The sequence below is a fragment of the Erythrobacter sp. MTPC3 genome, assembly GCF_042854385.1.
Taxonomy (GTDB): domain Bacteria; phylum Pseudomonadota; class Alphaproteobacteria; order Sphingomonadales; family Sphingomonadaceae; genus Erythrobacter.
Window position 1 is genome coordinate 225,127 of the sequence record NZ_BTGP01000001.1, and the last position, 24,954, is coordinate 250,080.

Below are 24,954 nucleotides of genomic sequence, written 5' to 3' on the forward strand. Positions count from 1 at the left end.
GGGTATCCTCATCAGGGTTGAAATGCGTTTGTGATGTGGCGCGGACGGGTGCCGGGTGCAAGCAGGATGACGTCGATCCGCAGATCGTCATCCGGCTCTGCATAGTGATGTCCCACTGCTTCCGCGGCAGCGGCCACGCGCAAAAGCCTGCGTTCATCGATAGCTGTGGCAAGGTCGGCTGAACGTTTGCGCCACTTAACCTCGATGAAGGCAGTGAGGCCGTTTTTCTGGGCAATCAGGTCAATCTCACCCAGCGGTGTTTTTACCCTTTCCGCAACGATCCGCCAGCCCTGCTGCGCCAGCCATTGCGCAGCCTGCGCCTCGCCCTCGCGCCCCTTACGCTCGGCAATTTCGCGTTTCGCGCTCACTTTGTCTTAAGTTCCACGGCGCGGGCATAGAGCGTTTGCCGGTCCTCCCCGGTCATCCTGGCAACTTGGCCCGCCGCCTTGCTTGGGCTGAGATCGGCCAGCGCGCCAATCAGCAACGCGTCGATATCGTGATTTTGCGCGGTTTCGGCAGGGGGGCCGATGAGCAGCACGATTTCGCCTTTTGCAGGATTGGCCGCGTAGTGATCGGCCAATTGAGCCGCTGAACCGCTGCGGCATTCTTCGTGAAGTTTGGTCAGCTCGCGCGCGACGGCCACCTCGCGATCCGGCCAGATATCGGCAATGGCTCGCAGGCTGCGCTCTATACGAGGGCCGGTCTCGTAAAAAACCAGCGTTGCTTCGATCTCCGCCAGTTCGTTCAGCACATCAGTGCGCGCTTTTTCTTTTACCGGAAGAAACCCTGCGAACAGAAACCGATCATTGGGGAGGCCCGCCAGCGTCAATCCGGTGATCGCCGCGCAGGCACCCGGCAGGCTCGTCACTGCAATCCCGGCATCGCGGGCGTCTTTCACCAACCGGTAGCCGGGATCGGAGACAAGCGGCGTGCCCGCATCGCTGACCAGCGCCACTGCCTGTGACCGCGCCATATCGATCAAAGCACCGCGCTGCCGGTCCGACGCGTGATCATCATATCGCTGCATCCGTGTGGTAACGCAGCAGTGTTTCAGGAGCTTTCCCGTGACGCGCGTATCTTCGCACGCGATCACATCGCATCCGCGCAGCACATCGACAGCACGCACCGTTATATCGCCAAGATTGCCAATCGGTGTGGCGACAATATAAAGCCCGGCTTCAAGAGGTTTTCCAAGGGCTGATTCAGGAGCGGACGTGTTCATGCGAGCTCTTCCATGAAGCAGCGATCAGGGGTCGGCAAGAATGAAGCTTACGGGCAAGACAATTACACACGGTTTCTCTTCCATGTTTTCAAGGCGCAATCTGGTGGTGGCCAGCACAGCAGCATTGCTGGGCGGCTGCGCTGTCATCCCGAAGACCGGTCCAGCTACGTCGGGGACGGATACTGGTCCTGCGCCCGAGCCAAGTGCGACCGCCCTGCCCACCGATCAGACACGGCACCGTGTTGCTTTGCTTGTCCCGATGTCGGGCAACACGGCCGACGTCGGCCAAAGCCTCGCCAACGCAACTACGATGGCGCTGCTTGATACAAATGCGACCAATATCCGGATAACCACTTACGATACCGCGCAAGGGGCAGAGGCCGCGGCGCGGCAGGCGATTGCCGACGGTAACAAGCTGATCCTCGGCCCGCTTCTGGCGCAGAATGTGCCTGCCATTCGCAGCGCGGCGGCGCCCGCCGGCGTCCCGTCAATCGCGTTTTCCAACGATGTGAAAGTGGCCGGGTCCGATGTATTCCTAATGGGTCACGTTCCCGAACAATCGATCCGCCGCACCGTGCAATATGCGCGCGATCGCGGGTCCGAACGGTTCGCTGCGCTCGTCCCAGAAGGTGATTACGGTCAGCGTTCGTTCGACGCGCTCAACAATGCGCTCGGCGATTTCGGCGGCAATCTGGTCGGTTCGGCACGATATGCGCGCGGAAACACCTCAATCGTCAGCGCAGCGCAGCGCCTGCGGCAGGCGGGCGGATATGACACCGTCCTGATCGCTGATGGGGCTCGTCTGGCCGTGCAAGCAGCCGGAGAGATCAAGAGTAATGGCGCAGGGGGCACGCGCATTCTCGGCACGGAATTGTGGAGCGGTGAATCCTCGCTAACCCGCGCGAGCGCGGTAAATGGCGCGCTGTTTTCTGCAGTGTCCGATGGCCGCTACAAACGGTTTGCTGACAGTTACGAGGCACGTTTCGGATCGCGGCCATACCGGATTGCCACCCTCGGTTACGATTCGGTCCTGCTTACCCTGCGGATCGCCCGCGATTGGCGCGTCGGGCGTAATTTCCCGAAGAACGAACTTTACGATTCCGGGGGCTTTCTGGGTGTCGATGGCGCATTCCGGTTTGGCCGTGACGGGGTCGCCCGCCGCGCGCTGGAAGTGCGTGAGGTTCGCGGCAACGAAATCGTGGCGGTTGACGCCGCTCCATCCAGTTTCGGAAATTAAACCGGCGCAAAACCACCGGAAAACAGGGCAAACAGGGCGGCGCGCGCTTGTTAGAGAGCGCGCCCCGCGCCATATCTGATCCATGTCCGATGATCTGTTTGAAAACACGCCAACCTCAAGCGGCGATTACGATAGCTCTTCCATCGAAGTTCTCGAAGGGTTGGAACCTGTCCGGCGGCGCCCCGGCATGTATATCGGCGGCACCGATGACCGCGCCCTCCACCATCTCGCCGCAGAGGTGCTCGACAACTCGATGGATGAGGCTGTCGCGGGCCACGCCAACCGGATTGAGATGCGGCTGGAAGAGGGCAACCGGCTTACCATTTCCGATAACGGTCGCGGCATTCCGGTTGACGAACACCCCAAATTTCCCGGCAAGTCCACGCTTGAGGTGATCCTTTCCACGCTGCATTCCGGCGGCAAGTTCTCTGGCAAGGCATACGCAACCAGCGGTGGTCTCCACGGCGTCGGTGTCAGCGTCGTCAACGCGCTGTCATCACACACCCGTGTCGAGGTTGCCCGTGACAAGACGCTCTACGCGCAGGAATTTGCCAAGGGGCAGACGCTTGGCAAGATCGAAGAAGTTGGCGCTGCGCCAAATCGCCGCGGCACTCAGGTCAGTTTCACGCCCGACAGCGAGATATTCGGCGACCGCAAGTTCAAACCGCACCGCCTGTTCAAACTTGCCCGATCAAAAGCGTATCTCTTTGCAGGTGTCGAAATCCGCTGGAAATGCGCCGAGCGCCTGACCAGCGAAGACGTGCCCGCAGAGGCGACATTCAAATTTCCCGGCGGCCTCGCCGATCATCTGGCCGAACAAATCGGCGCGCGCGAATGTGTGACTGCCCAGCCCTTCACCGGCAATCAGGATTTCGCCGAGGGACCAGACGGCCAATCGCAGGGCAAAGTTGAATGGGCCGTCGCATGGCCGCTTTATTCGGATGGTTCGACCAGTTGGTATTGCAACACCGTGCCGACGCCCGACGGCGGAACCCACGAACAGGGCCTGCGTGCTGCTCTGACAAAGGGGCTGCGCGCCTTTGGCGAGCTTACGGGAACCAAGAAAGCTAAGGATATTACCGCTGACGACGTGATGACCGGCGGCGAAGTGATGCTTTCCGTCTTCATCCGCGATCCGCAATTTCAGTCCCAGACCAAGGACCGCCTGACCTCGCCAGAGGCCGCGCGCCTTGTCGAAAACGCCGTGCGCGATCATTTCGACCATTTCCTCACCGACAATATGGAGCGCGGAAAGGCGCTGCTGGGAGAGGTGATGGAGCGCATGGATGAGCGGCTGAAGCGCAAGCAAGAGCGTGAGATCAAGCGCAAGACCGCCACCAATGCAAAGAAACTGCGCCTGCCCGGCAAGCTGACCGATTGTTCGGGTGAAACGGACGCGGAAACCGAACTGTTCATTGTCGAGGGCGATTCCGCAGGCGGCAGCGCGAAACAGGCGCGCAACCGCAAAACGCAGGCGATCTTACCGATCCGGGGCAAGATCTTGAATGTGGCCAGCGCCACGGCCGACAAGATTCGCGCCAACAGTGAAATCGCCGACCTCGGCCTCGCGCTGGGCTGTGGGACTCGCAAGGATTGCGATGCAGAGGCGCTGCGTTATGACCGTGTGATCATCATGACCGATGCCGATGTTGACGGCGCGCATATCGCGACGCTGCTGATGACGTTTTTCTTCCAGGAAATGCCCGACCTCGTACGCAAGGGGCACCTGTTTCTGGCGCAGCCTCCGCTATACCGCCTGACTGCGGGTAAAGAAAGCCGCTATGCCCGCGATGACGCGCACCGCGCCGAGCTGGAAGAGACAGTTTTCAAGGGTAAGAAGGTAGAGGTGGGCCGCTTTAAAGGTCTGGGCGAGATGAACCCTCAGCAATTGCGCGAAACCACCATGAACCCCGACACCCGCTCTCTGGTGCGCATCACCCTGCCGCCCGAATTCGAGCAGCGCGCGGCGGTGAAGGAACTGGTGGACCAGTTGATGGGCCGGAACCCCGAACACAGGTTCAATTTCATCCAGAACCGCGCGGGTGAAATGGACCGCGACATGATCGATGCCTGACGAGGAACGCGATCCGCGTTACCCCGATCCGCGCACCGAAGACATTATGGCCGGGGATCGCCGCATCTCCCGCCCCGATAGCTCGCTGCCCGACTGGGAGGTTCCCGACACAGCCTATCGCCCGATCCCGATAGTCTGGTTCACCGGTGCATTCGTGCTGCAAATGGTCGTCGTATTCGCAATTTTTGTTGCATTGCTGAACCAGCATGGCGCGATCACCATCGGTCTTTGCGCCCTCGCCAGCGGCGCAATCGGCGCGTGGACATGGGACCGCGGAATGAAGGATGCAGGCACCGGCTGGAAAGCTGCCACAATCATCATCATGACCGCGACGTTCCTATTGGTCTGCGCCGGATCGCTTGACCGGCTCTAACCCTTGACCTGCGTGTGGATGTGCAAGTGCCCCTCCAGCGTTTTGTGGACGGGGCATTTGTCGGCGATCTCGATAATCTTCGCGCGCTGATCGTCTGTCAGATCATCGCCTAGAATTTCGATCTCGCGGTTCAGCGACTGGATCTCCATGCCCTCTTCCTCGTAGGCAATATGGCCGCAATCCTCTGCATGATTGCGTTCATGGGTGACGTGGATGCGCGTCCCTTCGAATGGCCATTTCTTGCGGTCGGCATACATTTTCATGGTCATCGCCGTGCATGTGCCCAGCGCCGCCAAGAGCAGATCGTAAGGCGTCGGACCGGTATCATCCCCGCCGTAAGATTTCGGTTCATCCGCGACAAAGCGGTGCGAGGATGTGTGCACCTCTGTGCCGAACTTTCCGTGTCCGGTCTGCACAACCACGCCGTCTTTCGGCAAGGCCATTACGTCTGCACCGGGAAGGTATCGCTGCGCCCAGTTGGCGATGATGCTGGCGGCAAATTTCGCATCTACCGGGTCGGTCAGAAGATGGTCTGCCCCGGCCAGGCTGATAAAACTCTTGGGATGGAACGCGGCCTGAAACAATGCGGCGGCGTGATCGATGCCGACAATCGAATCGCTGGGGGAATGCAGTGCGACATAGGGTATGCGCAGCTTTCCAACCAATTCGAGCAGGTCCACACCGCGCGTGCTGTGCAGGAAATCCCGGCTCAGCTTGAACGGGCGGCCTCCGATTTGCACTTCGCCCGTGCCATCCCGCTCTATTGCCTCCAAATCGCCGGAGATGTTTTCTAGCACATGCGGCACGTCGGACGGCGCGCCGATTGTGGCCAGCGCCGCAACCTTGTCGCTGCCAAGCCGCGCGGCAGCGGCCAGCACCGCTGCACCGCCGAGGCTGTGCCCGACCAGCAGCAATGGTCCGCTGAACTTTTCGTACAAATGATCGGCAACTGCGATCAGGTCTTCGATATCGGTCGCAAAACCTGCTGTGCCAAATTCGCCGTCGCTCCCGCCCAGCCCGGTGAAATCGAACCGCAGGCAGGCGATGCCTTCATCGGCCAAAGCGCGCGCCACGCTCACCGCCGCGCGGCTTTGCTTGGTGCAGGTAAAACAGTGCGCAAACACCGCCGCGCCGCGCACCAGCCCGCTCGGCATTTCAAGCGTGCCTGAAAGAACGTGGTCATCGCGAACCGCAATCGAAAGTGTCTGCATTGGCATCCTTGGCCCTCCTCCACCCGTCTATTCGCAGGTCTGCCTGATTTGGCTACACCGCAGAAGGGACTTTTTTCCAGCGCCCTTGTAAGAATTGTCGGCCGGGCGGGACTAAAGGGGCATGAAGAGCAAACAGGCAGACCTTTACCATGAGGCAGGCGACCAGTTCGCCCCTGCGATTGCGCGCCTCGCCAGAGCGGTGGAGCACGATGCTGAAAAGGCGCGCGATCTGGAGCAGGACATGCACTGCGCGCTGTGGACCAGCTTTTCGCGGTTCGATGGGACGTGCGCCCTTAAGACATGGGTCTATCGTGTCGCGCACAATGTCGCCGCCGATCACATCGCGCAAGCAGTACGAGGACCGAAACGTGTACCGCTGGAGCAGATCGAGACCCTTCCCGCGCCTGCCAACACCGAAATGCAAGCCGCCAAAACCCATGCAATGGCACAGGTCGCGGCACTGATCCGCCAGCTTCCCGCATTGGATGCGCAGGTCATCGTGCTCTGGCTGGAGGGGGAAAGCGGAGCCGATATCGCGGATATCACCGGCTTATCTTCAGGCGCAGTGAGCGTTCGCATCCACCGCATCAAATCCCTGCTCGCATCGCATTTTACCCAAACCGCCCCCGACGGAGAAACGTTATGACGAGCCCGCCAATCCTCGAATGGTGCGAAGCGGCAAACGACGCTGCGTTCAGCGCCCCTGCTGACTGCGCGGCTCGCGCGTCCAAATTCGAACGCCGCATCAAATGGCGCAATGTGACCGAGTATCTCGCCGGCGCGGTTGTGATTTTGCTGTTTTCCGGGACCACGATTGCAGCCGCCTACAAAGGTGAACTGTTGATCGCTGCATCTGCAGGTTTGATCGTGATGGGCTGTGCGGTGGTGCTATGGCAGCTCGCCAAACGGGCGAGCAATCTGGTGCGCCGTCCCGAAGATCCCTGCGTCATCCACCTTAGGCGTCAGTATTCGCGCCAGTATGAGGCGCTGCGATCCGTGCCGGTCTGGTATCTGGGCCCGCTGATCCCCGGTATAGTCGCGTTCAATCTCGCCATCACGGCGCGCGTTGCTGATGCAATCGGTTGGAGCGCGGCGATAAAAGGCGCCGCCGGAACCTTCGCCATTGTTGCTGGCGTTTTTGCCGCGGTCGCTCTGCTCAACCTGATTGGCGCCCGGCACCTGAAACGCAAAATCGATGAACTTGATGCTCAAATCTGACATCGCCGCTAACGTGCATCCCATACCTTTTCGGAGAGATAACATGAAACACACGCTTGCCGCCGCACTGGCCATCATTGCTATGACCGCCCCTGTTAATGCCCAAACCGAACCGCCTTTGATCGAGGAAGCGGAACTTTCCCCGATTTCGATGCGGGCCGACCAGGTTGTGGCATTGCTGAACGGTGACATCGCCATACCGCTGGAAGATGTCTTCACCCCGCAATTTCTGGCGGCGGTCTCACCAGATCAATTGGTAGCCCTCTCTCAGCAACTGACAGGTCAATTCGGCGCGGCGCTGGCGGTGGAGAAACTTGAACCGTCAGACGGCACGCAATCGGCTATCGAAGTCCGCATGGAAAAGGCCATCGCCAAGGGGAACATCGCAATTGACCCGGCGCAAAATAACAGAATTGGCGGCCTCGTTTTTCAGACTTTCGAACCAATTAACGACAGTGCCGAGAAAATTCAGGCTGATCTGGATGCCCTACCAGGCACCACCAATGCCTTGCTTGCAAAGATTGGCGCGGATGGCTCGGTCGATCCTCTATTTGCGCACAACCCCTCGCAGCAACTTGCCCTCGGCTCGACCTTCAAACTCTATGTCCTCTCGGCGCTCGCCCGCTCAGTGGACGCAGGGGAGCGCCGCTGGTCCGACATTGTCCCGCTGACAGAGAAATCGCTGCCAAGCGGGATGATGCAGGATTGGCCTGTGGGCGCACCTGTAACCCTGCAAACGCTTGCGACCTTGATGATCTCTATCAGCGACAACACCGCGACCGATCAGCTGATTTCAGTGGTGGGCCGCGATGCTATCGAAGCAGAACTGATCGCAAGCGGAAACAGCGATCCGTCGAAGTCGATCCCATTCCTAAAAACCCGGCAGTTGTTTGAAATGCGCGGAGCCACTGAGGAGGTGACGGCGCGGTACCTCGCCGGGGACGACGACGCGCAGCGCGTAATCATCGACAACCTTTCCGAGGGCGATTTTTCGATGGAACGGACTGAGCAGGTCTTTGCTGCGGGGACACCGGGAGCGATTGAGATTGAGTGGTATGCCTCACCCGAAGATCTCGCCAAATTGATGCGCCGAATGCGGTCGCACCAAAGCTCCGAGGCGCTGTCGGTAATGGCTGTCAGCCCGCAATTAAGCGGGGAGATGCTAGCGAAGTGGGAGTATGCCGGGTTCAAGGGCGGATCGGAACCCGGAGTGCTGAACCTCACATGGCTGCTGACAGACAAGGCCGGTGACGACTGGATCCTGACGCTTGGCTGGAACAACCCGGACGCCGCGGTGGAGACCGCGTCGTTACAGGCGTTATCCCAGCGGCTTTTTGCGCTCGTGCCCTGATCGCCTGTTTAATCGGATAGCGCGGTGAGGCACCCTCTTGCATGGCCGCGCCCTCACCCCTATCGCTGCACCCGCATTTAAGTTTCGAATACGGACCAATCGAAAGGACACCATGACCGATAAGCAGCGTTTTGAGGGAACGAGCGATTACATCGCGACCGACGATCTGAAAGTTGCGGTGAACGCAGCTGTGACGCTGCGCCGTCCGCTATTGGTCAAAGGGGAACCGGGCACAGGCAAGACCGTGCTTGCCCACGAAATTTCAAAAGCGCTGGGCGCTCCGATGATCGAATGGAACGTGAAATCGACCACCAAAGCGCAGCAAGGTCTGTATGAATACGATGCGGTCGCGCGCCTGCGCGACGGCCAGCTGGGCGAAGAGCGCGTCCATGACATTCGCAACTACATCAAGAAAGGCAAGCTTTGGGAGGCGTTCACCTCCGAAGAGCTGCCGGTGCTTTTGATTGATGAGATCGACAAGGCCGATATCGAATTTCCGAACGATCTGCTGCAGGAACTCGACCGGATGAGCTTCGACGTTTACGAAACGCAGGAGCGGATCGAAGCAAAAGAGCGCCCGATCGTAGTCATCACCTCGAACAACGAGAAAGAGCTGCCGGACGCGTTTCTTCGCCGCTGTTTCTTCCATTATATCAAGTTTCCCGACCGAGAGACGATGCAGTCGATCATCGATGTGCACTATCCCGGTATCCAGAAAACGCTGGCCAAAAAAGCGATGGATATCTTTTACGAGCTGCGCGAAGTGCCCGGCCTGAAGAAGAAACCTTCGACCAGCGAATTGCTGGATTGGCTCAAGCTGCTTCTGAACGAAGACATGCCGCTAGAGGTGTTGCAGGATGCCAACCCGAACAGCGCGATCCCGCCAATGCACGGTGCATTGCTGAAAAACGAACAGGACGTGATGCTGTTTGAACGGCTCGCATTCATGGCCCGCCGCAACCCGACCTGATCGCCGGCTACGCGATCAGTCGAACGCGTAAGCAAACTCAAAATCACCCCAGCGTCGTCCGTTGATATATAACGGTACGTAGACGTTGCGCACCACGACGTAATCCTTGCCGTCACCTTCCTGACGGTAGACGGCCATCATATACGGCGCGGTGCTGGACTTCGCTTTGCGGTCGAGCGTGTTGAAGATGATGCGCCCGTCGCGGCAGTATTTGGTGTCATGCGCCAGATCGCCGGTTGGTTGCTGCGACATCTTGCTGAGGTGGGTCGGCAGGAACCCTTTGGCATCGGTGCACGCCACGGCCCGGATTCTGGGATCAAGGTCATAGGCAGCGTCCAGGTTGGGCTGCCAATTGGCTTTTGCCCAATCTGACAGTTTCGACCGAAACCTTGGCGGATTGCTGCCTGCAATGGGTACGTAATCCTGATCGAAAGCGGCTGTTTCGGTGAGCTCACCGCTTTTGATCGCCTGTTCGATCATCTCGGTCAGCTCTTTGGTCACGGTCTGTGCGGTATCGACCATCGCGCTGTCCTGCGGCGATAGGCCAGCGTGCACGATCCGGTCGAACATCTCGCTCGCCGTTAGTTCCAGCTCTTCCATGCGTGAGTGGGCATCTTCAAGCTGGTCCTCATTGGATCTTGCCGCTTTATCGAAACTGGTGAGGACGTCCTGCACCGCGCCCACGTGATTGCTGATCGTGCCGGTTGAACGGGCGATGACGTCGTTCTGCTTGTCGACTTCTTCAACCAGTTCGCCGACGCTGCTGATGGTGCTTTCGATGCGGGAAACAGACGCTTTGGCATCGCTGCTGGCCTGTGAACCGGCTTCGATCCGTCCTATGACCACGCTTGCTTCACTGCCCAACGCCTCGACCGTCTGGGAGATTTCCTCGGTCGCTTTTCGTGTGTCATTCGCGAGGCTTTTGACCTCGCTGGCGACCACTGCGAACGTGCGCCCGGCCTCGCCTGCACGCATCGCTTCGATTGTGGCGTTCAGAGCAAGGATATTGGTGGTTTCGGCAATATCGTCGATGTCCTGCGCGCTGCGGCGCACCTGTTCCATCGCTGCAGAAAAACTTGTCACGTGCTGGCCAAGGGTATCGACAAGATCGAGCAGGCCATTGATCTGCTCCAGCGACGACTGGATCAGCCCCGTTCCCTCACCAAGACGTTCGATAGCGCGTTCTGACAGCAGGCGGGCCTCGTCACTGGCTTCGGCCACTTTTGCCTGGTCCGATTCAAGTGCTGCGACGGTCACGCTCAAGGCTTCGTGTTCGGAACGAAGCGTTTCGGATGACCTGATTACCGCTTCGACAATTCCAGCGACATCGGTGCAACCGACAGTAACAGCGCCGCAGCTTTCAGGGATTTGTTCGAGCGCGCTTGCGTCAGATGCGTCAATGATTTCTGGCTTCATGGCTTTGCAACCCTGTAATTATCAATTGTTTCGACTGGTAAACGGCGATGGTTTGCAAAATGTGAAGATCCGGCGACTGCACTGTTAAAAATGCCGAAAAGTCGAATTAGTCATTTTCCCTTAGATATAATCCGCAATGTCGTGAAATCATGCGGAAACAGGCAATGCCATCGGCAAATGCCTGTTCGGATAGAAGTCCCGCTTGGCGATCTTTCGCTGATCTTCCTCAAGCTCACGAACGCTTTGTGCCAGATGCACGCGCTCTGTTGCAGGATCGTCCGGGAATGATTTACCATTTCGACGATCGCGGCGGGCGTAGAATACGCCAGCGCGAATTTCCCGCAAATTTCGGAAATCTCATCAAGAGCCTGCGCTTCCGCAGTGTCGCAGAAATCCCACTAATTTGACGGCAACCCGTTTTTTCGGACACGCAAAAGGTGTTTGGAGAGAGTCAAAAACCTTTAATCCGGCATCCTTTTCTTGGACTGGCGTCTGGGGCAATTGCGCGCTAGATTTGTATGCATGTTTTTCAACTTCATGGACGAACTGCGCGAAGCGGGCATCGGCGCGAGCTTTAAAGAGCACCTCACATTGCTGGAGGCGCTGGACAAGGACGTGATCGAACAGACGCCCGAGGCGTTCTATTACCTCTCGCGCGCGACCTTTGTGAAAGACGAAGGGATGCTGGACCGGTTCGATCAGGTTTTTCACAAAGTATTCAAAGGCGTGATGACCGATTACGGTCAGAACCCGGTCGACATCCCCGAAGACTGGCTGAAATCGGTCGCCGAAAAATTCCTCACCGAAGAGGAAATGGCCGAAATTGAGGCTCTGGGCGACTGGGACAAGATTATGGACACCCTGAAAGAGCGCCTGGCCGAGCAGGAAAAGCGCCATCAGGGCGGCAACAAATGGATCGGCACCGGCGGAACATCCCCGTTCGGCAATTCCGGCTACAATCCCGAAGGCGTGCGGATCGGCGGCGAAAGCAAACACAAGCGCGCGGTAAAGGTGTGGGAAAAGCGCGAGTTCAAGAACCTCGACAACACCAAGGAACTGGGCACGCGCAACATCAAGATGGCGCTGCGCCGCTTGCGCCGTTTCGCCCGTGAAGGGGCTGCTGACGAGCTGGACCTTGATGCGACCATCGACGGCACGGCCAAACAGGGCTGGCTCGATATCAAGATGCGGCCAGAGCGGCACAATGCCGTGAAATTGCTGCTGTTCCTCGATGTGGGCGGGTCGATGGACCCGTTTATCAAGCTGTGTGAGGAATTGTTCAGCGCGGCCAATGCCGAATTCAAGAACCTCGAATTTTTCTACTTCCACAACTGCCTTTACGAAGGGGTATGGAAAGACAACAAGCGCCGCTGGCAGGAACGCACGAAAGTGTGGGACGTGCTCCACAAATATGGTCATGATTACAAGGTGATCTTCGTCGGTGATGCCGCGATGAGCCCGTATGAAATCACCCACCCCGGCGGCAGCGTCGAACACATGAACGACGAAGCAGGTGCGGTCTGGATGCAGCGTGTGACCAACACCTATCCCGCTACCGTCTGGCTGAACCCCGTTCCCGAAAAGCAGTGGAGCTATTCACAGTCCACCAAGATGATGAAGGAACTGGTCGGTGACCGGATGTACCCGCTGACGCTTGAAGGGCTGGAAGAGGCTACTCGCGAACTTTCCCGCAAGCAGGGGCATTAAACGGAGGATACGATGCGCACAGCCTTGATACCAATCGCCGGTCTGGCTTTGATCGCCGCAAATGAACCTGCCGCTGTGCCTGTTGCAACGCCGCTCGATAATCCTGCATATTCTGAGCCTGCTGAAAAATGGTCAGTCGACACTGCGGAAACGCTTCACGGAATTATCGCGCGTCAGGTTCGTCCAGCGGACGATAACCTCCTGATTGACGAATGCGCAGACAAGATCATGCAGGCACGCGATGAGAGCGGCCTGCCAGCGCTTGGGGATCGCCAAATCGCCGATCCTGATAATCCCCTGCTGTATTATGCCGTTGATCGCCGCGAAGATGGTTGCGGTGTCATGGTCATGAAAGGCAATCGGTCTGACATCCGCCCCGTGCCTGCCCTGCCCGAGGGACCGATCTCGGTCATCCCTGCGGATGCAGGCATTCCGGCGGAATAATCTGCCAAGTCAGGCTGGTCCGTGACACTTCCTAACGCGGGCCATTCCCGGTTTCAGCATTACCGCGAGCGGCTCGAGGCGTTCGATCCCGGATCGGGATGGCGGCTGTGGTTGTACGAATTTCTGCTGTTCGGCTTCAAACAGGCGTGGGCGTGTCTGTTCGGCGGGCTGCTGCTATTTCTCCTGCTGGCCACTCACCTTTTCTACCCCGAGGACGTGGCGCTTCACCGATACGATTTCCTGACCTTGGCCGCCATCGCCATTCAGGCCGGTATGCTCGCTTTCCGGTTGGAAACGCTGGGAGAGGCCAAGGTCATCCTGATCTTCCACATCGTTGGTACGGTGATGGAACTGTTCAAAACCGCAGTCGGATCTTGGACCTACCCAGAGGCAAGCGTGCTGCATATCGGCGCTGTCCCGCTGTTTTCAGGCTTCATGTATGCCGCCGTCGGCAGTTACATCGCGCGGGTCTGGCGCATTTTCGATTTCCGGTTCAGTCGCTATCCGCCGCGCTGGGCGACTTGGCTCCTTGCGATAGCGGTCTACACCAACTTCTTTGCGCATCACTGGACGGCCGACATCCGCTGGGGCCTGTTCGCCGCGACCGCGCTACTCTTTTGGCGGACAAAAGTCCATTTCCGCAATTGGCGCGCGCACCGCTGGATGCCGCTGCTCGTCGGCTTTGGCCTCGTCGCGCTGTTCATCTGGTTTTCGGAGAATATCGCAACCTTTGCCAATGCGTGGAATTATCCGGGGCAGGAAGCGGGCTGGGAAATGGTGAGTATCGCCAAATACGGCAGCTGGTATCTGCTCATGCTGATCAGTTTCGTGCTCGTAGAACTGGTACAGCCTGCGCGCAAACCAGATCAATAAAGCAGGTGGCCGCGCACCTGCTCCACCCAGGCCGCCTCATCATTTGAAGCCATCGAATCCAGATCGTCAGGCGCAGCAGCGGGGTTATCGACCCATTCCCGCAAAGCCGGTCCGCCATTGATCACGTCGATGGCGAGCACATTGTCGGTGTATTCGTATTTGAACTCTTTGCCGCGCCACAGCGGATAATCGGGATACAGCTGCCGGATCGCTTTGAAGGCCAGCGCCTGCAGCCGCCACGGTTTGAACGCGTCGTGATCGTAATGCGGCCCTTCTGCGTGGATCATCAGGGCGTTACACAGCTTACTTGCGTGTTTGTGAAAAGTCGGTTCGAACCAGCAATCGCGCAATATGCAGCCCTGAAGCCAGTCCGGCGCGGTCTTGCGCATCTCTGCCAGCACCGCCTTTGCGTCGATATCCGGGGCGCCGAACAGCACCTCCAACGGGCGGGTCGTGCCCCTGCCCTCGCTGACATTCGCGCCCTCGATCATGACTGTCCCGGCATAGGCGCGGGCCATATTGACGCTCGCCGCATTGGGTGAGGGGTTGATCCACACGCGGTCCTGCGGCCAGCCATGACCCGGACCATTCGGCTCCCACCCCTCCATTGCAACTACGCGGTAGTCGGTTTTCAGATCGAAATGCTCGGTAAACCAGTGGCCCATTTCGCCCAGGGTCAGCCCATGCCGCATCGGCATCGGCGCCGCGCCGACAAAGCTTTCATGACCGGGTATCAGCAGCGTCCCTTCAACCGGACGACCAGCGGGATTGGGGCGATCCAGAACCCACACGCTTTTGCCATGCTCCTCCGCCTCTTGAAGCAAATACAGCAGCGTCGTCACAAACGTGTAAATGCGGCAGCCAAGGTCTTGCAGATCAAACAGAAAGACATCGGCACTCGACATCATCTGGCCGGTGGGCCTGCGCACTTCGCCATAGAGCGAGAATACGGGAATGCCATAATGCTTATCAAGCTCATCCGGCGTTTCAACCATGTTGTCCTGTTTATCGCCCTTCAGCCCATGCTGCGGGCCAAACGCGTTGGTCACGTTGACCCCTGCTGCGATCAGGGCATCCAGACTGTGGGTCAGATCCTCTGTCACGCTGGCAGGATGGGCAACGAGGGAAACGCGCTTACCCTTTAGTTCGGCAAGCATTTCAGGGTCGGCGAGCAGGCGGTCGATTCCAAATTTCATGGGCGGAGAATTGGATCACCGCGCATCTAAAGGCAATGGCCTTTGCGACGATAACAGCCTATGCGGCGGAAATGGAATGGACCCCCGCGATCATCGCAGCCCTATGGGCTATCATCCTTGGAGGCGCCGGCGGCGCACTCACTGAAATCGGCGAATGGTATCGGAACCTTAACAAGCCAAGCTGGCAACCACCAGACTGGCTGTTTGGTCCGGCATGGACCATCATCCTTGGGCTGTCAGGTTGGAGCTTTTATCTCGCATGGACAGGTGCACCCAGCGCGGCGGATCGCAATGTCGTGTTCGCGCTGTTCGCGGCGAATTTCGTACTGCACCTCGCGTGGTCGCCGCTGTTCTTCAAGATCAAACGGCCCGACTGGGCTTTGGTCGAGAACCTATTTCTATGGCTTTCCGTGGCCTCGCTATGCGTGGTTCTGCCCCGTTATGCACCGCTCGCCGGATGGCTGAACGCGCCGTATCTGGCCTGGGTTAGTTTTGCGATGCTGCTGAATTGGAAGATCGTGCGGTTAAACAGTCCGTTTGGCACCAAGCGGGCTTAATCCCGCTCGATAATCATTTGCCGGCACGCCTCTGAATGGAATTCCGGTTTTCCGGGGCCAAATGCGAGCGCCCAGAATTGCAGACTGCCGCCCTCGTGTTCGACAATCGCGTTCAGCGCGACCTGCGCTGGATCAGGCAATTCCGCGGCGATGCTCGCATTAAGGGTTAGGCCGCTGCGGTCGCGGGCAGTGGAAATGCTGACCGCAGAAACGGGCGCATCACGCATCCCTTCGCGAAAGCTATCGAAATCATACGCGGCCCAGCGCCCCGACGGTGAAAGATTGAATTCGCGGTAAGCGGTACCGCCGATTGGCTGCCAGAATATCTCGAAACACGTGGTCTTCCACAGATTGTCCGTCCGCTCCGGCGAAGCAGGCTGCGGCAGCACGATTGCATCGGCCCGCCCCTCAAGCCGGAACTGCGCATCGGAGCCAGCCTGCGTGGGGGTAATTGAGGCGGTGACGGCCATGATCGGGCCGAGATCGCATGTCTGGTGCAGCATAAGCGGGTTCATCGCCTCCCTATCGCGAAGCTGGGCGCTGCGGGCAAGCACTTCCCCCTCCCCGCCGACGCTGTTAAGCGCGGCTGCATTATGAGCGAGAACTTCGAATCCGATCTGCTGCGTTTGCTGGAAAGCCGCGGCCATCTGCACCAAGTGACTGACGCTGGCGCGCTGGACGCACTTGCGCAAAAGCAAGTCATCACCGGTTATGTCGGGTTCGACCCGACTGCACCGTCGCTGCATATCGGCAATCTAGCCTCGATCATGCTACTGCGGCGCTTGCAGCAGGCGGGGCACCGCCCGATTGTGATAATGGGCGGCGGCACTGCCAAGGTTGGCGATCCTTCGGGTAAGGACGAAACCCGCCAGATGCTGACCGAGGAAAAACTCGCCAGCAATGTCGCCTCAATCAAAGGCAGCTTTGAGAAAATCCTGCGCTTTGACGACAGCGAAACAGGTGCGCTGCTGATCAACAATGACGATTGGCTGAGCAAGGTCGGCTATATCGAAATGCTCCGCGATGTCGGCCCGCATTTCACAGTCAACCGGATGCTTACCTTCGATTCGGTGAAAACCCGGCTTGATCGCGAACAGCCGCTGACCTTCATCGAATTCAATTACATGATCATGCAGGCGTATGATTTTCTCGTGCTTGCGCGCGATTATGATTGCCGTCTGCAACTGGGCGGCAGCGACCAGTGGGGCAACATTGTTAACGGGATCGAGCTGACCCGCCGCATCGATGGCAAGGAAGTGTATGGCTTTACCGCGCCGCTGATAACGCGCGCGGATGGGGCTAAAATGGGCAAGTCTGTGGATGGGGCCATCTGGCTTAACGAAGAGCAACTTCCCGCGTATGATTTCTGGCAATACTGGCGCAACACCGATGACCGCGATGTCGGAAAATTCCTGCGCCTTTTCACGGACCTTCCGCTGGACGAAATTGCCCGTCTTGAAAGCCTCCAAGGATCTGAAATCAACGACGCCAAAGTGATCCTCGCCAATGAGGTCACCCGGATGGTGCGCGGCGAAGATGCGGCCAAGGCGGCCGAAGCGACTGCACGCGAAACCTTCGCTGGCGGAGGAGCGGGTGAGGATTTGCCGGCTTTGTCAGTGGGCGCAGAAGGGATGCGGATCGGCGGCGTGCTGACCGAACTCGGCTTCACCGCCTCCAACAAAGAGGCGAAGCGCAAGCTGGCAGAGGGCGCAGTAAAGCTCAATGACGAGACCATCACCGATCCCGGCTATCTGGTTTTGCCCAGCGACGGCGAGAGCCTCAAGCTGAGCCTTGGCAAGAAAAAGCACGGCATCGTCACGCGGTAAGGTTTTTCGCGATAACGCCCATGATCGGCGGTTTACCAATTATCAGCCTTTCGCTGGCAAAGGTATCTCCAGTCAATAATAACGGAGGTCGTGCAATCGTGTCAGCGGGAGCCAACTTAAGCGTCACAGACTTACGCAGAGCAGCGCGCCATCCGGTGGATTTCCCGGTGATCGTCGAACATTTTTCGCATGGCGATCTGAATTTGCATGTCAGCAATCTGTCCGCACATGGCTTTATGGTGGATGACGCAACAAAATTGAACCGCGGCGACCGCGTCATCATCCGGCTCCCGGTCGTTGGCCGAATTGAAGCGTATGTCATCTGGACGCGTGATAACCGCGCCGGGTTCCAGTTCGAACGCATTGTCCGCCTTGATGATTTCATGGCCATTATCGATACTCTGCAGCCGAACCCGCGCCTCCGCCGCAAGCGTTAAAGCGCTGGCTATCTCGCACTGCGCGCAGTCCAAGCAAACGCGTCTATCCCGATAGTTTAGCTGTCTTGGCAGGTGACCTCCCACCTGCCATTGCGGCTGCGTGGACCAGACAGACGACATAACCCGCAGCCACCCGTTCAGGGTCGTCAATTTCCGGTATTACTGGGTCAGCCGCCTTGCGATGACGCTGGCGCAATATGCCATGCTGCTGATCATCGGTTGGCAAACCTACAATATCGCCCGCGACGGCGGCATGACCATTGCCGAGGCATCGGGGCAGCTCGCCCTGATCGGCCTGCTCCAGTTCCTTCCGCTTTTTGTTCTAACCCCCTTTTCCGGGCTCGCTGCCGACAGGTTAGACAGGCGCGCGCTGGGGCGGCTTACGGTGCTGCTACAATTGCTGTGCGCCAGCGCATTGGCGTGGGCGACATGGAACGAGGCAATTTCGATCCCGATCCTGTATGCCGTGGCTATCGTGCTGGGGATTGCAAGGGGATTTGCCGGACCTGCACTGTCCGCACTCGCCCCCAATCTTGTCCCGAAAGCGATCCTGCCGACCGCAATCGCGCTGTCGTCAATATCGTGGCAGGTCGGTATGATCGGCGGACCGGCGCTGGGCGGATATCTGTATTCGGTCGGCCCTGCCCTGCCCTATATTGTCGCTGCCTGCCTTTTTGCCATTGCAATGGTTGCCCTTACGCTCATCGGGAAAGTGGCGCAGCCTGCAGTGCGCAAAGACCAGCGTCCCATCGGTGCGGTTGTCGATGGTCTGCACTATGTCGTGCATAACAAGATGGTGCTCGGCGCAATCACGCTCGATCTGTTTGCGGTGTTCCTCGCCGGAGCGACCGCCCTATTCCCTGTTTACGCGCGCGATATTTTGCAAGTTGGAGAAACCGGCCTGAGCCAGCTTGCCATGGCCCCGGCAATTGGCGCTGCGCTGACCGCATTGTGGTTTTCATTCCGTCCGATCAAAACCAATGTCGGCCCCAAGATGCTAGGAGCGGTTGCGATATTCGGTGTTGCGACAATCGTGTTCGGCATTTCAACCTACATGCCGCTTAGCCTCGCCATGCTGTTCATCGTGGGCGCTGCGGATATGTTCAGCGTGTATATCCGCCAATCACTGATCCAGCTGCACACCCCCGACGACAAGCGCGGCAGAGTGTCATCGGTCAGCCTGCTTACTATCAGCGCCTCCAACGAAGGCGGCGATTTCTTTTCCGGCACCCTCGCCTTTTTGATCGGACCGGTTGCTGCCGTAGTCGCGGGCGGCATCGGAGCTCTGGTTACTGTGGTTCTGTGGGCACGCGTGTTCCCGGTATTGCGGACGACAAAAACCTTCGATCCGCCGGACAATTTGCTAGAAGACAACGAGAAAACAGAAGAAACCAATCCGCAGGAGGCCTGACATGCAAGCACACAGCATTCTCGACACAATCGGCAACACCCCGCACATTCGCTTGTCGCGGCTGTTTCCGGATCACGAAGTATGGCTGAAATCGGAAAGGGCCAACCCCGGCGGATCGATCAAGGATCGCATTGCGCTCGCAATGGTCGAGGACGCGGAGAGCGCGGGCAAGCTTAAACCCGGTGGCACCATCGTTGAACCGACCAGCGGGAACACCGGAATCGGCCTTGCCATGGTCGCCGCGGTAAAGGGTTATAAACTGGTGCTCGTCATGCCGGAAAGCATGTCGATAGAGCGCCGCCGCCTGATGCTCGCCTATGGTGCGACTTTCGATCTCACGCCCAAGGAAAAGGGCATGAAGGGCGCCATCGAACGCGCGACCGAGATCGTAGAGGGCACCGATGGCGCATGGATGCCGAGCCAGTTTGAAAATCCTGCGAACGTCGCTGTGCATGTCCGTACCACGGCACAGGAAATTCTAAAGGACTTCGCGGACAACCCGATCGACGTGATGATCACAGGCGTTGGCACAGGAGGTCACCTTACAGGCTGCGCCGAAGAACTGAAAAAGCACTGGAGCGGTTTCAAGGCTTACGCCGTTGAGCCCGCCGCTTCGCCCGTCATTAATGGCGGATCGCCCGGCCCTCACCCGATTCAGGGTATCGGCGCTGGGTTTATCCCGGATAACCTTCACACGGACTCCATCGACGGAGCGATCACGGTGGATCCGGACGATGCCAAAGAGATGGCTCGCCGGGCAGCACGCGAAGAAGGGATGCTGATTGGTATTTCTTCGGGTGCAACCCTGGCTGCAATTGCCAAGAAATTGCCAGAACTGAGCGCCGGAACCCGTGTCATGGGTTTTAACTACGATACGGGCGAGCGGTACCTTTCCGTCCCCGATTTTCTGCCAGTCGAGTAACCTGCTTCAATCGCCGACGGGCGGAAGCATTTGGAGCGCTCGCGCTGCAACCTTCCGCCCCAATTCTTCCCCCGCTTCGTTCGAAAACCGATAGTGAACGCCGCCGTATATCCGGGACAAGGAAACTTCCTCGACCCATTGATCCAGTGTCGGCAAGACTTGCGTCGTTGCAAATTCGAGCGAACGTGACCCAACCTGAACGCCTCCTTCCGGGGCATTACCAACTTCCGCTTTGAGCACTTCGGCTACCGCCGCAGTGTAGCTGCAATGGGCGCAGGGATATTCCGGGTGATTAGGCGTGAAGATCAACGATTCCCACGTCGGATCAATTTCCGTGTCCGGATTGCCATCCTCGTCTGCATTGCGAATGGCAGTGATCGGCCGCCAGAAATTGTATTTAAGCTTTGCCAATCCGGTCACGACGTTCGTGTCTGTCCCGGCAATTTCAACCAGCGCCAGCATCCGTGCATTCTGCACAGTGCTCCGCCCCGTTCTATCTGCAATCGAACGAAGCATGGGGATGATGACCGGGGTTATTCTGTATCGGGCAATTCGGCTTTGAATGGATGTGCGCGTCTCGCTGTCCTTGCCACCTATCAGTTTGACTTCATTCAGAGCGCGCGCCCATTCTTCGCTATCCAACGCGGGCGGCGGTGGCGGGAGCATTTCGCGGTAATCGTCAATCGACCAGGTCTTCACGACTTCGTAGTCGTCCGGGTACACAGGCAATTGAACAGGCACCCACACTCCCGGTGTCGATTTCGGTCGATACGGTACGGATGCGGCATCACCGCGCCTTGCAGGCATCGCGAGCGCCGCGCTTGCAGCTTTTTCGCCGACCGCAATCCCGATGCGGCGCGCATTCCCATCTGGAATCATGGATAGCGCCAGTTCGTAACTGTATTCGATATCCTGTTTGCGTTTTGCAAATTTTGCCAGCAACACATCCCGTGCAGCCGTCATCACGGCTGCATTCAGCGACGCCTCGTCTGCGACCTGCTCTAGTCCGAGCATGCTTTCATACCGGCGATCTATCGCATTCGCGGCTTCGAACATTGTGATCGCCAACTGGATGTCGGTGTGATGGTTTTCCGGGCTCCAGGGAGTCTGGTCGTCGGTGTCAAGTGTCTGGGCAAAATCAGCCCAATCAATAACGATATCGGCCTTCGCAGGTGCGCTGAGCGCGGCGAATGAAAGCACCGTTGCTGCCAGTATATTCCTCACGATAACCCCCAAGCTGTCGCGCGACCCGGGAATACCTCAGTCGGAAGTCTTAGCAACGCAATCGTGCCGGGTGAAAATCCAAGTCTATGGGCGAAGAAAAAGGGCCCGAACCTTTCGGTCCGAGCCCTCTTACAAACTGAGAATAGTGCAATCAGGCCGCTGTTGCGAACGCCTCTTCGCCCAGTTTCATCATGTTTTCGCTGCCTGCTTCCAGCTTGCGGCGCAGTGCGCCTGCATCGGGGAGGAAGCGTTCAGCGTAATAGGCGGCGCTGGTCATTTTCGCTTCGTAGAAAGCCTTGTCATCCGGCGTTCCAGAAAGCGCATCGTTCGATACCTTCGCCATTTTCAGCCAGAAGAAACCAAGCGTTACGATGCCCATGATGTGCATGTAATGATGCGCGCCCGCGCCGAGATGGTTCGGGTTCTGCATCGCATTCTGCATGAACCACATGGTCGCGGCCTTTTGCTCGCCCAAAGCCTTTTCCAGCTTCTCGGCAAACTCTTTCAGTTCGGGCACGTTTTTCGCGTCGGCGATTTCATCGTCGATCATCTTGAAAAATGCCTGAACCGCGCGGCCACCCTTTGATGCTAGCTTGCGTCCGCAAAGGTCCATCGCCTGCACACCGTTGGTGCCTTCGTAGATCATGGCAATACGGCTATCGCGCACGAACTGCTCCATGCCCCATTCCTTGACGTAGCCGTGGCCGCCATAAACCTGCTGCATGTTGTTGGCGATGTCATAGCCCTTGTCGGTGCCGTATCCTTTGATGACCGGCGTGATCAGGCCGATGAGATCGTCGGCAAGCTGGCGTTCTTCTTCGGTCTGGGCCTTGTGCGTCAGGTCCACCTGCAATGCGCCCCACAGACACATTGCGCGCATACCTTCGTTGAATACCTTCGCATCCATCAGCATCCGGCGCACATCAGGGTGCACGAAGATTGGATCGGCTTTGGCGTCGGTATCCTGCGGACCCGTAAGCGCGCGGCCCTGACGGCGATCCAGCGCATAGGTCACGGCGTTCTGATAGGACACTTCGGCCTGAGCCAGTCCCTGCAGGCCGACACCCAAACGCGCCGCGTTCATCATCACGAACATCGCGGCCAGCCCCTTGTTTTCCTCACCCACCATGAAGCCGGTGGCCTCATCGTAATTGAGCACGCAGGTCGCGTTGCCGTGGATGCCCATCTTCTTTTCAATGGAGCCGCATGACACGCCGTTGCGCTCACCCGGTTCACCGTTTTCATCGAGGATATACTTCGGCACGATAAACAGCGAAATGCCCTTCGAGCTATCAGGCGCGCCCGGCGTCTTGGCGAGCACCAGGTGGATGATGTTGCTGGTCAGGTCATGCTCACCGGCGGAGATGAAAATCTTGGTGCCGGAAATCTTGTAGCTGCCATCAGCCTGCGGCTCCGCTTTGGTACGGATCATGCCGAGATCGGTGCCGCAGTGCGGCTCTGTCAGGTTCATGGTGCCCGACCATTCGCCCGAAATCATCTTTGGAAGATAGGTCTCTTTCTGCTCTTGCGATCCGGCCGCTTCGATAGCCGCCGACGCGCCATTGGTCAGGCCCGGATACATGCCGAACGCCTGATTAGCGGTCGCGGTGAACTCTTCCATCACAAACCCGAGTACATGGGGAAGCCCCTGACCGCCGAATTCTTCTGGTTTGGACAAAGTGCCCCAACCGCCCTCGACATACGCCTGATACGCTTCCTTAAAGCCGTCCGGCGTGGTCACAGAACCGTCTTCATGACGGGTGCAGCCTTGTTCATCGCCAATCTGGTTGATCGGGGCGAGCACTTCGGATGCGAATTTGCCAGCTTCGTTGACGATTGCTTCGATCATGTCAGGCGTCGCGTTCTCGAAACCCGGCAGATTTCCAAAGCTGGCAAGATCCAGCATTTCATTGACGATGAAGCGCGTGTCGCGAGTGGGGGCGGTGTAGGTTGGCATCAGGAAGTCCTCTTGATGGGTATAGAAATAGGTGCGCTGGAGGAAACTCGGATCAGCCGAGGTCCAGATTCTGAATTTCGCTGACGAACTCGGTCAATTCCTTGATCGAGGAATCGATGTCGGCACGCTGCGCTTTCAATTTGGCGATGTGGTCCTTGCACTTCTCCACGGTGACGCGGCGCTGTTCAACGCGCCCGTCGTCCAGATCATACAGGTCGATCATCTCGCGGATTTCGGTTAGGCTGAACCCGACATTCTTGGCCCGCATGATCCAGGCAAGCCGCGCGCGGTCGCGCTTTGAATACACCCGTGTCAAGCCAACACGGGCCGGATTGATCAGCCCTTCATCCTCGTAAAATCGCAGAGCACGTGCGGTGCAGCCAAATTCGGATGTGAGGTCTGAGATGGAGAATTGCTCACGCTCATGCTTGTCAGGGCGGTCGAGATGCGCGCCATTGCGGCGCTGCTCTGTGCCCTTCGGCTTGGCGGATTCTGTGTTTGCGTGTGCTGTAGCCATGAGCAAATGACTACCTTACCTTTACGTGAACGTCAAGTCCTGCCCTTAACGGGAGACCTAGTGCTTTACCGGAGAGAGTGCCTCGCCATCGTCCGCTGCCCGGTCGAGCACGCGGTAAAAACACGAGGTCGCCCCTGTGTGGCATGTCGGTCCGGCTGGCTGCGCATGGATCACCAGAGCATCCTGATCACAATCCACCCTGATTTCCTGAACCGTGAGATAATTGCCCGAGGTTTCGCCCTTGAGCCACAGCGATTGGCGAGACCGTGACCAGAAATGCACCCTGCCCGTCGCTCTGGTTCGCTCCAACGCGTCGGCATTCATGAACGCCACCACCAGCACTTCGCGGGTGCCAGCATCCAACACTACCGCTGTGAGCAAGCCGCTTTCATCATACTTTGGTGCAAATACGGGGCCGGTTTCGCGGTCTTTGGAGGGTAATGTGTCATCGGCCATGGTGAGAACTCCCGGTTGTTAAGACGACAATAGGCACGAGCGGCGAACAGGTCACCCTCTGCGATGGTTTGTTGCACTATGACAACAGATGAGACTCAAAATCCGGCTCATTCACGGATTCAACTTTAAGAATTAAGTCCACAATGGAACAAGACTACCCAAGAGCGATCAAAAGCTCTCCACCAGACAACGGCACATCATAGTGCCAGGTTCAGGGGGTGGTTGGATCAAAAACAGCAGCGGGGTGCTGGATTGGTCCAATTGAACGATAAGGACAGGATCCTGATAGCCAAGTTAGGGGGTGGCTATCTGAGCTCTTTAGAGCGGTTCCAAACCATTTCGTCACGTGGCGCCC

Annotated in this window: 25 protein-coding genes; 15 read left to right on the plus strand and 10 right to left on the minus strand. The window is 58.2% G+C overall.

Features of this window, described 5'->3' with window-relative positions; genetic code table 11:
• Nucleotides 1-11: 11 nt before the first annotated feature.
• Both ACGHU1_RS01090 and rsmI read right to left on the minus strand, forming a co-directional pair.
• A complete protein-coding gene (locus tag ACGHU1_RS01090; RefSeq protein ID WP_390582596.1) occupies nucleotides 12-368 on the minus strand; it encodes a YraN family protein in 357 nt (118 codons plus the stop codon).
• The gene (gene rsmI, locus ACGHU1_RS01095) at nucleotides 365-1,222 is read right to left on the minus strand and encodes a 16S rRNA (cytidine(1402)-2'-O)-methyltransferase (protein WP_390582598.1); all 858 of its coding nucleotides are present in this window, start codon (nucleotides 1,220-1,222) and stop codon (nucleotides 365-367) included. Before rsmI ends, ACGHU1_RS01090 begins: the two co-directional genes overlap by 4 nt.
• Nucleotides 1,223-1,262: 40 nt before the next feature.
• On the opposite strand from rsmI, the gene ACGHU1_RS01100 reads away from it, so the two are divergent.
• The 3 genes from ACGHU1_RS01100 (at nucleotide 1,263) to ACGHU1_RS01110 (ending at nucleotide 4,906) form a co-directional block, all read left to right on the plus strand.
• Entirely contained in the window at nucleotides 1,263-2,459 is a 1,197-nt protein-coding gene (locus ACGHU1_RS01100) for a penicillin-binding protein activator (protein ID WP_390582600.1), read from the plus strand.
• A gap of 82 nt (nucleotides 2,460-2,541) precedes the next feature.
• A complete protein-coding gene (gene parE / locus ACGHU1_RS01105) occupies nucleotides 2,542-4,533 on the plus strand; it encodes a DNA topoisomerase IV subunit B (RefSeq protein WP_390582601.1) in 1,992 nt (663 codons plus the stop codon).
• Nucleotides 4,526-4,906 (plus strand): hypothetical protein, encoded by a 381-nt coding sequence (locus tag ACGHU1_RS01110; protein ID WP_390582603.1) that lies wholly within the window; start codon nucleotides 4,526-4,528, stop codon nucleotides 4,904-4,906. The genes parE and ACGHU1_RS01110 overlap by 8 nt, the downstream gene beginning before the upstream one ends.
• On the opposite strand, the gene ACGHU1_RS01115 is transcribed toward ACGHU1_RS01110, so the two are convergent.
• Complete coding sequence (locus ACGHU1_RS01115) at nucleotides 4,903-6,117, minus strand: alpha/beta fold hydrolase (protein WP_390582605.1); 1,215 nt, start codon at nucleotides 6,115-6,117, stop codon at nucleotides 4,903-4,905. The genes ACGHU1_RS01110 and ACGHU1_RS01115 overlap by 4 nt on opposite strands.
• Nucleotides 6,118-6,238: 121 nt before the next feature.
• On the opposite strand from ACGHU1_RS01115, the gene ACGHU1_RS01120 reads away from it, so the two are divergent.
• The 4 genes from ACGHU1_RS01120 (at nucleotide 6,239) to ACGHU1_RS01135 (ending at nucleotide 9,656) form a co-directional block, all read left to right on the plus strand.
• The gene (locus tag ACGHU1_RS01120; RefSeq protein WP_390582606.1) at nucleotides 6,239-6,763 is read left to right on the plus strand and encodes an RNA polymerase sigma factor; all 525 of its coding nucleotides are present in this window, start codon (nucleotides 6,239-6,241) and stop codon (nucleotides 6,761-6,763) included.
• Nucleotides 6,760-7,335: a hypothetical protein gene (locus tag ACGHU1_RS01125; RefSeq protein ID WP_390582608.1), complete on the plus strand. Its 576-nt coding sequence runs from the start codon at nucleotides 6,760-6,762 to the stop codon at nucleotides 7,333-7,335. The genes ACGHU1_RS01120 and ACGHU1_RS01125 overlap by 4 nt, the downstream gene beginning before the upstream one ends.
• Before the next feature lie 43 nt (nucleotides 7,336-7,378).
• The gene (locus tag ACGHU1_RS01130; RefSeq protein ID WP_390582610.1) at nucleotides 7,379-8,686 is read left to right on the plus strand and encodes a serine hydrolase; all 1,308 of its coding nucleotides are present in this window, start codon (nucleotides 7,379-7,381) and stop codon (nucleotides 8,684-8,686) included.
• Nucleotides 8,687-8,798: 112 nt separating this feature from the next.
• A complete protein-coding gene (locus ACGHU1_RS01135) occupies nucleotides 8,799-9,656 on the plus strand; it encodes an AAA family ATPase (protein ID WP_390582612.1) in 858 nt (285 codons plus the stop codon).
• A 15-nt stretch (nucleotides 9,657-9,671) separates the two neighbouring features.
• Here ACGHU1_RS01135 and ACGHU1_RS01140 read toward each other — a convergent pair whose 3' ends face one another.
• Nucleotides 9,672-11,072: a methyl-accepting chemotaxis protein gene (locus tag ACGHU1_RS01140; protein WP_390582614.1), complete on the minus strand. Its 1,401-nt coding sequence runs from the start codon at nucleotides 11,070-11,072 to the stop codon at nucleotides 9,672-9,674.
• A 522-nt stretch (nucleotides 11,073-11,594) separates the two neighbouring features.
• On the opposite strand from ACGHU1_RS01140, the gene ACGHU1_RS01145 reads away from it, so the two are divergent.
• Genes ACGHU1_RS01145 through ACGHU1_RS01155 form a run of 3 tightly spaced genes read left to right on the plus strand, consistent with a single transcriptional unit; the run spans nucleotide 11,595 to nucleotide 14,096 of the window.
• On the plus strand, nucleotides 11,595-12,779 hold the full coding sequence (locus ACGHU1_RS01145) for a VWA domain-containing protein (protein WP_390582615.1): 1,185 nt from the start codon (nucleotides 11,595-11,597) through the stop codon (nucleotides 12,777-12,779).
• Between the two features lie 12 nt (nucleotides 12,780-12,791).
• Nucleotides 12,792-13,223 carry a hypothetical protein gene (locus ACGHU1_RS01150; protein WP_390582617.1) on the plus strand — a complete coding sequence of 144 codons (432 nt, stop codon included), beginning with the start codon at nucleotides 12,792-12,794 and terminating at the stop codon, nucleotides 13,221-13,223.
• A gap of 21 nt (nucleotides 13,224-13,244) precedes the next feature.
• Nucleotides 13,245-14,096: a DUF817 domain-containing protein gene (locus ACGHU1_RS01155; RefSeq protein ID WP_390582619.1), complete on the plus strand. Its 852-nt coding sequence runs from the start codon at nucleotides 13,245-13,247 to the stop codon at nucleotides 14,094-14,096.
• Here the strand turns inward: ACGHU1_RS01155 and ACGHU1_RS01160 are convergent.
• Entirely contained in the window at nucleotides 14,090-15,292 is a 1,203-nt protein-coding gene (locus tag ACGHU1_RS01160) for an exo-beta-N-acetylmuramidase NamZ domain-containing protein (RefSeq protein ID WP_390582621.1), read from the minus strand. The genes ACGHU1_RS01155 and ACGHU1_RS01160 overlap by 7 nt on opposite strands.
• A 35-nt stretch (nucleotides 15,293-15,327) precedes the next feature.
• Between ACGHU1_RS01160 and ACGHU1_RS01165 the strand changes: the two genes are divergently transcribed.
• The gene (locus ACGHU1_RS01165; protein WP_390582623.1) at nucleotides 15,328-15,849 is read left to right on the plus strand and encodes a TspO/MBR family protein; all 522 of its coding nucleotides are present in this window, start codon (nucleotides 15,328-15,330) and stop codon (nucleotides 15,847-15,849) included.
• On the opposite strand, the gene ACGHU1_RS01170 is transcribed toward ACGHU1_RS01165, so the two are convergent.
• Nucleotides 15,846-16,403 (minus strand): DOMON-like domain-containing protein, encoded by a 558-nt coding sequence (locus ACGHU1_RS01170; RefSeq protein WP_390582625.1) that lies wholly within the window; start codon nucleotides 16,401-16,403, stop codon nucleotides 15,846-15,848. The genes ACGHU1_RS01165 and ACGHU1_RS01170 overlap by 4 nt on opposite strands.
• A gap of 39 nt (nucleotides 16,404-16,442) precedes the next feature.
• Between ACGHU1_RS01170 and tyrS the strand changes: the two genes are divergently transcribed.
• From tyrS to cysK, 4 genes are all read left to right on the plus strand, one after another.
• Nucleotides 16,443-17,675, plus strand: coding sequence for a tyrosine--tRNA ligase (gene tyrS / locus ACGHU1_RS01175; RefSeq protein ID WP_390582627.1), 1,233 nt, complete (start codon nucleotides 16,443-16,445; stop codon nucleotides 17,673-17,675).
• A 98-nt stretch (nucleotides 17,676-17,773) separates the two neighbouring features.
• On the plus strand, nucleotides 17,774-18,112 hold the full coding sequence (locus ACGHU1_RS01180; RefSeq protein ID WP_390583165.1) for a PilZ domain-containing protein: 339 nt from the start codon (nucleotides 17,774-17,776) through the stop codon (nucleotides 18,110-18,112).
• Between the two features lie 100 nt (nucleotides 18,113-18,212).
• Nucleotides 18,213-19,523: an MFS transporter gene (locus ACGHU1_RS01185; protein ID WP_390582629.1), complete on the plus strand. Its 1,311-nt coding sequence runs from the start codon at nucleotides 18,213-18,215 to the stop codon at nucleotides 19,521-19,523.
• A 1-nt stretch (nucleotide 19,524) separates the two neighbouring features.
• Nucleotides 19,525-20,445: a cysteine synthase A gene (cysK, locus tag ACGHU1_RS01190; protein ID WP_390582631.1), complete on the plus strand. Its 921-nt coding sequence runs from the start codon at nucleotides 19,525-19,527 to the stop codon at nucleotides 20,443-20,445.
• Between the two features lie 6 nt (nucleotides 20,446-20,451).
• On the opposite strand, the gene ACGHU1_RS01195 is transcribed toward cysK, so the two are convergent.
• From ACGHU1_RS01195 to hisI, 4 genes are all read right to left on the minus strand, one after another.
• Complete coding sequence (locus tag ACGHU1_RS01195; RefSeq protein WP_390582632.1) at nucleotides 20,452-21,669, minus strand: vanadium-dependent haloperoxidase; 1,218 nt, start codon at nucleotides 21,667-21,669, stop codon at nucleotides 20,452-20,454.
• A 151-nt stretch (nucleotides 21,670-21,820) separates the two neighbouring features.
• Entirely contained in the window at nucleotides 21,821-23,626 is a 1,806-nt protein-coding gene (locus ACGHU1_RS01200) for an acyl-CoA dehydrogenase C-terminal domain-containing protein (protein ID WP_390582634.1), read from the minus strand.
• Nucleotides 23,627-23,678: 52 nt separating this feature from the next.
• On the minus strand, nucleotides 23,679-24,143 hold the full coding sequence (locus tag ACGHU1_RS01205; RefSeq protein ID WP_390582636.1) for a MerR family DNA-binding transcriptional regulator: 465 nt from the start codon (nucleotides 24,141-24,143) through the stop codon (nucleotides 23,679-23,681).
• A 57-nt stretch (nucleotides 24,144-24,200) separates the two neighbouring features.
• Complete coding sequence (gene hisI / locus ACGHU1_RS01210; protein WP_390582637.1) at nucleotides 24,201-24,599, minus strand: phosphoribosyl-AMP cyclohydrolase; 399 nt, start codon at nucleotides 24,597-24,599, stop codon at nucleotides 24,201-24,203.
• Nucleotides 24,600-24,954 lie beyond the last annotated feature (355 nt).

Coding starts and splice junctions, on each gene's coding strand:
- ACGHU1_RS01135 (WP_390582612.1), top strand. CDS start 8,799: ATGACCGATAAGCAGCGTTTTGAGGGAACGAGCGATTACATCGCGACC.
- ACGHU1_RS01160 (WP_390582621.1), bottom strand. CDS start 15,292: ATGAAATTTGGAATCGACCGCCTGCTCGCCGACCCTGAAATGCTTGCC.
- ACGHU1_RS01100 (WP_390582600.1), top strand. CDS start 1,263: ATGAAGCTTACGGGCAAGACAATTACACACGGTTTCTCTTCCATGTTT.
- hisI (WP_390582637.1), bottom strand. CDS start 24,599: ATGGCCGATGACACATTACCCTCCAAAGACCGCGAAACCGGCCCCGTA.
- parE (WP_390582601.1), top strand. CDS start 2,542: ATGTCCGATGATCTGTTTGAAAACACGCCAACCTCAAGCGGCGATTAC.
- tyrS (WP_390582627.1), top strand. CDS start 16,443: ATGAGCGAGAACTTCGAATCCGATCTGCTGCGTTTGCTGGAAAGCCGC.
- ACGHU1_RS01150 (WP_390582617.1), top strand. CDS start 12,792: ATGCGCACAGCCTTGATACCAATCGCCGGTCTGGCTTTGATCGCCGCA.
- ACGHU1_RS01140 (WP_390582614.1), bottom strand. CDS start 11,072: ATGAAGCCAGAAATCATTGACGCATCTGACGCAAGCGCGCTCGAACAA.
- ACGHU1_RS01110 (WP_390582603.1), top strand. CDS start 4,526: ATGCCTGACGAGGAACGCGATCCGCGTTACCCCGATCCGCGCACCGAA.
- ACGHU1_RS01200 (WP_390582634.1), bottom strand. CDS start 23,626: ATGCCAACCTACACCGCCCCCACTCGCGACACGCGCTTCATCGTCAAT.
- rsmI (WP_390582598.1), bottom strand. CDS start 1,222: ATGAACACGTCCGCTCCTGAATCAGCCCTTGGAAAACCTCTTGAAGCC.
- cysK (WP_390582631.1), top strand. CDS start 19,525: ATGCAAGCACACAGCATTCTCGACACAATCGGCAACACCCCGCACATT.
- ACGHU1_RS01145 (WP_390582615.1), top strand. CDS start 11,595: ATGTTTTTCAACTTCATGGACGAACTGCGCGAAGCGGGCATCGGCGCG.
- ACGHU1_RS01130 (WP_390582610.1), top strand. CDS start 7,379: ATGAAACACACGCTTGCCGCCGCACTGGCCATCATTGCTATGACCGCC.
- ACGHU1_RS01115 (WP_390582605.1), bottom strand. CDS start 6,117: ATGCAGACACTTTCGATTGCGGTTCGCGATGACCACGTTCTTTCAGGC.
- ACGHU1_RS01205 (WP_390582636.1), bottom strand. CDS start 24,143: ATGGCTACAGCACACGCAAACACAGAATCCGCCAAGCCGAAGGGCACA.
- ACGHU1_RS01120 (WP_390582606.1), top strand. CDS start 6,239: ATGAAGAGCAAACAGGCAGACCTTTACCATGAGGCAGGCGACCAGTTC.
- ACGHU1_RS01125 (WP_390582608.1), top strand. CDS start 6,760: ATGACGAGCCCGCCAATCCTCGAATGGTGCGAAGCGGCAAACGACGCT.
- ACGHU1_RS01165 (WP_390582623.1), top strand. CDS start 15,328: ATGGCCTTTGCGACGATAACAGCCTATGCGGCGGAAATGGAATGGACC.